The organism is Arenimonas sp. (assembly GCF_035312645.1).
Classification (GTDB): Bacteria; Pseudomonadota; Gammaproteobacteria; order Xanthomonadales; family Xanthomonadaceae; genus Arenimonas.
Window position 1 is genome coordinate 1 of record NZ_DATGBO010000021.1, and the last position, 4,391, is coordinate 4,391.

Annotated in this window: 6 protein-coding genes; all 6 read left to right on the top strand. The window is 65.1% G+C overall.

What is annotated here, in order from left to right:
• Positions 1-20: 20 nt before the first annotated feature.
• Complete coding sequence (prmA, locus tag VKM35_RS01795; protein ID WP_324317745.1) at positions 21-920, top strand: 50S ribosomal protein L11 methyltransferase; 900 nt, start codon at positions 21-23, stop codon at positions 918-920.
• A 19-nt stretch (positions 921-939) separates the two neighbouring features.
• A complete protein-coding gene (locus VKM35_RS01800; protein WP_324317735.1) occupies positions 940-1,458 on the top strand; it encodes a DUF3426 domain-containing protein in 519 nt (172 codons plus the stop codon).
• A gap of 129 nt (positions 1,459-1,587) precedes the next feature.
• Positions 1,588-1,866: a DNA-binding transcriptional regulator Fis gene (gene fis, locus VKM35_RS01805; protein ID WP_324317737.1), complete on the top strand. Its 279-nt coding sequence runs from the start codon at positions 1,588-1,590 to the stop codon at positions 1,864-1,866.
• Positions 1,867-1,942: 76 nt separating this feature from the next.
• Positions 1,943-3,514, top strand: coding sequence for a bifunctional phosphoribosylaminoimidazolecarboxamide formyltransferase/IMP cyclohydrolase (gene purH / locus VKM35_RS01810; protein ID WP_324317739.1), 1,572 nt, complete (start codon positions 1,943-1,945; stop codon positions 3,512-3,514).
• 69 nt (positions 3,515-3,583) lie between these two features.
• The gene (locus VKM35_RS01815) at positions 3,584-4,015 is read left to right on the top strand and encodes a hypothetical protein (RefSeq protein WP_324317741.1); all 432 of its coding nucleotides are present in this window, start codon (positions 3,584-3,586) and stop codon (positions 4,013-4,015) included.
• 54 nt (positions 4,016-4,069) lie between these two features.
• Positions 4,070-4,391 (top strand): hypothetical protein (locus VKM35_RS01820; protein ID WP_324317743.1); only part of this gene is annotated, 322 nt, incomplete at its 3' end.

The window sequence follows — 4,391 nt, forward strand, 5'->3', positions numbered from 1 at the left end:
CCCACGGAAAGACCGATTGCATGCCCTGGCTTGAACTGTCCCTGCGTTGTCGCGCCGCCGATGAAGCCCGCGTCGAAACCGCGCTCGAAGATCTCGGCGCACTGTCGGTGTCGCTGATGGATGCTGCCGATGCCGAGAACGAGCAGGCGATCCTCGAACCCGGCGTCGGCGAAACGCCGCTCTGGCCCGAGGTCACGTTGCTGGCGTTGTTCGAGCACGACACCAACGAAGCCCTGCTGCTGCACGCCCTCGAAGCCTACGACGACCGCATCGATCTGGGCAGCGCGCAATTTCGCGAGGTCGCCGACCAGGATTGGGAGCGCGCGTGGATGGATCAATACGTGCCGATGCAGTTCGGCATGCGCACCTGGATCATCCCCTGGAACATGGAAGCGCCGACGGAAGCGGAGAGCGGCGTGATCGTGCGCCTGGATCCGGGACTGGCGTTCGGGTCGGGCACGCATCCGACCACCTCGCTATGCCTGGCCTGGCTCGATTCGCTGCCGCTCGCGGGCAAGGACGTCCTCGATTTCGGCTGCGGCTCGGGCATCCTCGCGCTCGCCGCGCTCAAGCTCGGCGCTGCGCATGCGGTCGGCGTCGACAACGATCCGCAGGCGCTGGCCGCGAGCATCGACAATGCCGAACGCAACGGCGTCGGCGAAAGACTGCGTGTTTTTCTCCCCGATGACGAACCGGTCGCGGCCTATCCGGTCGTGGTCGCGAACATCCTCGCCTCGGCGCTCGATGCGTTGGCGGAAACGCTGGCGGCGCGCGTCGTGACCGGCGGCGTGATCGCACTGTCAGGCATTCTCCACGGCCAGGAAGACGCGCTGCTCGAACGCTACGCGCCGTGGTTCGAACGGCTCGAAGCCACGCAACTCGACGACTGGATGCGCATCACGGGGACAAGAAAAGCATGAGCTCCGGAAGTCGTTGTCGATGAGCCGCCCCTCGCCCGATTTCCTGCAGCCTTCTGCGCCGACGCCCAAACCGCGCCGTGATTTCTGGCTGTGGTTCGTGTTGCCCTGGCTGCTGCTGGCGCTGGTCCTGCAGATCGCCGTCGCCGATCGTGCGCGCCTGGCGGCGGATCCGGAATGGCGGCCGCGCATCGAGATGCTCTGCGATTTCCTGCGTTGTTCGTTGCCGCCCTGGCACGAACCGACCGCGTTTCATGTCACCTCGCGCGAAATCCGCCCGCATCCTTCGGTGCCGGAAGTGCTGTTGGTGTCAGCGAGTTTCCGCAACGATGCGAAATTCGCCCAAGCCTGGCCGCAACTGCAATTGTCGCTTTCCAATCTCGATGGCGATTCGCTGGGCCTGCGCCGTTTCAGTCCGCGCGACTATCTCGGCAGCGCGCCCGCTACCACGCTGATCGCGCCGGGGCAATCGGCCAGCATCACCCTCGAGATTCTCGATCCAGGCAAGCGCGCGGTCGCCTTCAGTTTCGAATTCCGCTGACTTTTTTCTGTCCGCTCAAGCGCTTGCGGCGACGTTGGCGCGACGCGTTGCTGCGCTGTAGACTTCCCGTCCGCCAGAAGATCCGGCGGCCCGCAGGGAAGCGGACACAACCTCTGGAGCCCCCTGATCGTGAACTCACTCCATGCACTGCGCGCGGAGCCCGCGCCGCATTCGCATCCGCAACCCGCCCTGCGCGATTACGTCGCCAAGGCCGTGCGCCGTTATCTGCTCGACCTCGGCGAATGCGCTTCGCACGAGCTCTACGACATCGTGCTGCGCGAGATCGAATTGCCGCTGCTGGAAGAAGTCATGCGCCACTGCGACGGCAACCAGAGCCGCGCCGCCGCGACACTGGGCATCAACCGCGCCACCCTGCGCAAGAAGCTGCGGGAACACGGCCTCGGCTGATTTCTCCGGTCTACCCGCTTCCACGGTTCAATGCTGCGGCCCGCTATAATCCGCGCTTCGCTCAAGGGCCTCCGCCATGTCTGCCGACCGTCTGCCCGTTCGCCGCGCGCTGCTTTCCGTTTCCGACAAGACCGGCATCCTCGACCTGGCCCGCGCGCTCGCCGCGCGAAACATCGAACTGCTGTCCACCGGCGGCACCGCGAAAACCCTGCGCGAGGCCGGCATTCCGGTTCGTGATGTCAGCGACGTCACCGGCTTTCCGGAAATCATGGATGGCCGCGTCAAGACTCTGCATCCGAAGATCCACGGCGGCCTGCTCGGCCGCAGCGGCACCGACGATGCGGTGATGGCCGAACACGGCATCGCGCCGATCGACCTGCTGGTCGTCAACCTCTATCCGTTCGCCGCGACCGTCGCCAAACCCGACTGCGGCTACGACGATGCGATCGAGAACATCGATATCGGCGGCCCGGCGATGCTGCGCGCTGCCGCGAAAAATCATGCGCGCGTCAGTGTGATCGTCGATCCCTCCGATTATCCGGGTCTGCTCGCCGCCCTCGCGGATGGCGGTACGACCAGCGCGCAGCGCCGCGCTTTCGCCGCGAAAACCTATGCGCACACCAGCGCCTACGACGGCCAGGTCACGCAGTGGCTGTCGCCGCGCGCGGCGAACCCGGAAGCGCCGGAAGCCTGGCCGCACACGTTCAATCTCTCGCTCGATCTTGCCTCGACGCTGCGCTATGGCGAGAACCCGCATCAGCGTGGCGCGCTCTACGTTGAAAAGAATGCACCACAGGGCATCGTCGCGACCGCGCGTTTCCTGCAGGGCAAGGAGTTGAGCTACAACAACCTCGCCGATGCCGACGCCGCGCTCGAATGCGTCAAGGCCTTCGACGCGCCTGCCTGCGTGATCGTCAAGCACGCGAACCCTTGCGGCGTCGCCGTCGCTGCCGATCTGATGAGCGCCTACGATCGCGCCTACGCGGTCGATCCGACTTCGGCCTTCGGCGGCATCATCGCTTTCAACCGCCCGCTCGATGCCGCGACCGCCGCGGAAATCCTCAAGCGGCAATTCGTCGAAGTGGTGCTGGCGCCGGCGATCGCCGACGCCGCGATGGTGCATTTCGCCAAGAAACCGAACGTGCGTGTTCTTGCCTGCGGCGAACTGACGGCGCTGCCCACGCAGATGGAATACAAGCGCATCGCCGGTGGCCTGCTGGTGCAGGATGCCGATACCGATGCGTTGATCGCCAGCGATCTGAAAATCGTCAGCCGGCGCGCGCCGACGGCGACGGAAATGCAGGACTTGTTGTTTGCGTGGAAAGTGGCGATGCACGTCAAGTCCAACGCCATCGTCTACGCCAGGGATGCGCAGAGCATCGGCATCGGCGCCGGCCAGATGAGCCGCGTGATCAGCGCGAAGATCGCCGGCCTGAAAGCCGCCGAAGCCGGCCTGACGGTGCCGGGCTCGGTGATGGCTTCGGATGCGTTTTTCCCGTTCCGCGATGGCATCGATGCCGCCGCCGAAGCCGGCATCGTCGCGGTGATCCAGCCCGGCGGTTCGATGCGCGATGCCGAAGTGATCGCCGCCGCCGACGAACACGGCATGGCGATGGTGTTCACCGGTCGCCGCCACTTCCGTCACTGAGGCATGATGGCGCGGCTGATGCCGCTCCCGAAAAGCCGAACCTTTGTCGATCCCGCACGAGGACTTCCGATGAACAAGCAACGTCTGCTCCTGACTTCGGCCCTGCTCGCGATCGCGCTGGCCGCCTGCAGCGCCGCGCCGGAAAACCCCACGCTGGCGAAGCTGCTCAAAGACACCGCCGCGAGCATGAACGCGCAACTGCCCAAGCCTTATGTCGACGGTCTGGTCCAGGAAAGCGTCCGCGTCGATGACAGCAAATTCATCATCGACATCCGCATCCCCGACGTGCGCATCGGCGCCTTCGATCCAAAGAAGCTGCCGGCGATCCATCGCCAGGAACAGCAGGACGTGATCAAGCACGCCTGCAACGACAAGAGCGAACTCGCTCTGCTCGATGCCGGCGCCACCGTGGTGCGTCATTTCATCGATCAGGACCGGCAGGCCATTTTCGACGTGGCGGCGGTCAAGAGCGATTGCTCCGATCCGGCGGCGGCGCCGTAAGACGCGGCGACTTCGCCCGTCACGATTCAATTCCGTTCAGTCCGAGAAACAGCGATGCCCCAGCGCGCCACCGACCCGACGCCCAGCACAGCAACGACCGCTCGCCCCTCGGGAAAATGGCTGGCGCTGCCGGCGATTCTTGTCGTGATCGTGGTCGTGGTGCTGACCCTGTTCGTCGTCAGCCGGAAGGCTCCGGCCACCGCCGCCGTCGACCAGGCGTTGAGCGACACGGCAACGGAAATGCAGAAGACCTTGCCGCAGCCTTTCGCGAACGGACTGATGCTCGAGAAAGTAACGATGGAACAGCGGATGCTGATCTTCACCATCCGCAGCACGAAGCTGCGCGTTGACGAAGTGCGCAAGCATCCCGATGCGA

Excerpts from the sequence above, each read along its gene's own strand:
- VKM35_RS01800 (WP_324317735.1), top strand. The coding sequence starts at position 940 with ATGAGCCGCCCCTCGCCCGATTTCCTGCAGCCTTCTGCGCCGACGCCC.
- VKM35_RS01815 (WP_324317741.1), top strand. The coding sequence starts at position 3,584 with ATGAACAAGCAACGTCTGCTCCTGACTTCGGCCCTGCTCGCGATCGCG.
- prmA (WP_324317745.1), top strand. The coding sequence starts at position 21 with ATGCCCTGGCTTGAACTGTCCCTGCGTTGTCGCGCCGCCGATGAAGCC.
- purH (WP_324317739.1), top strand. The coding sequence starts at position 1,943 with ATGTCTGCCGACCGTCTGCCCGTTCGCCGCGCGCTGCTTTCCGTTTCC.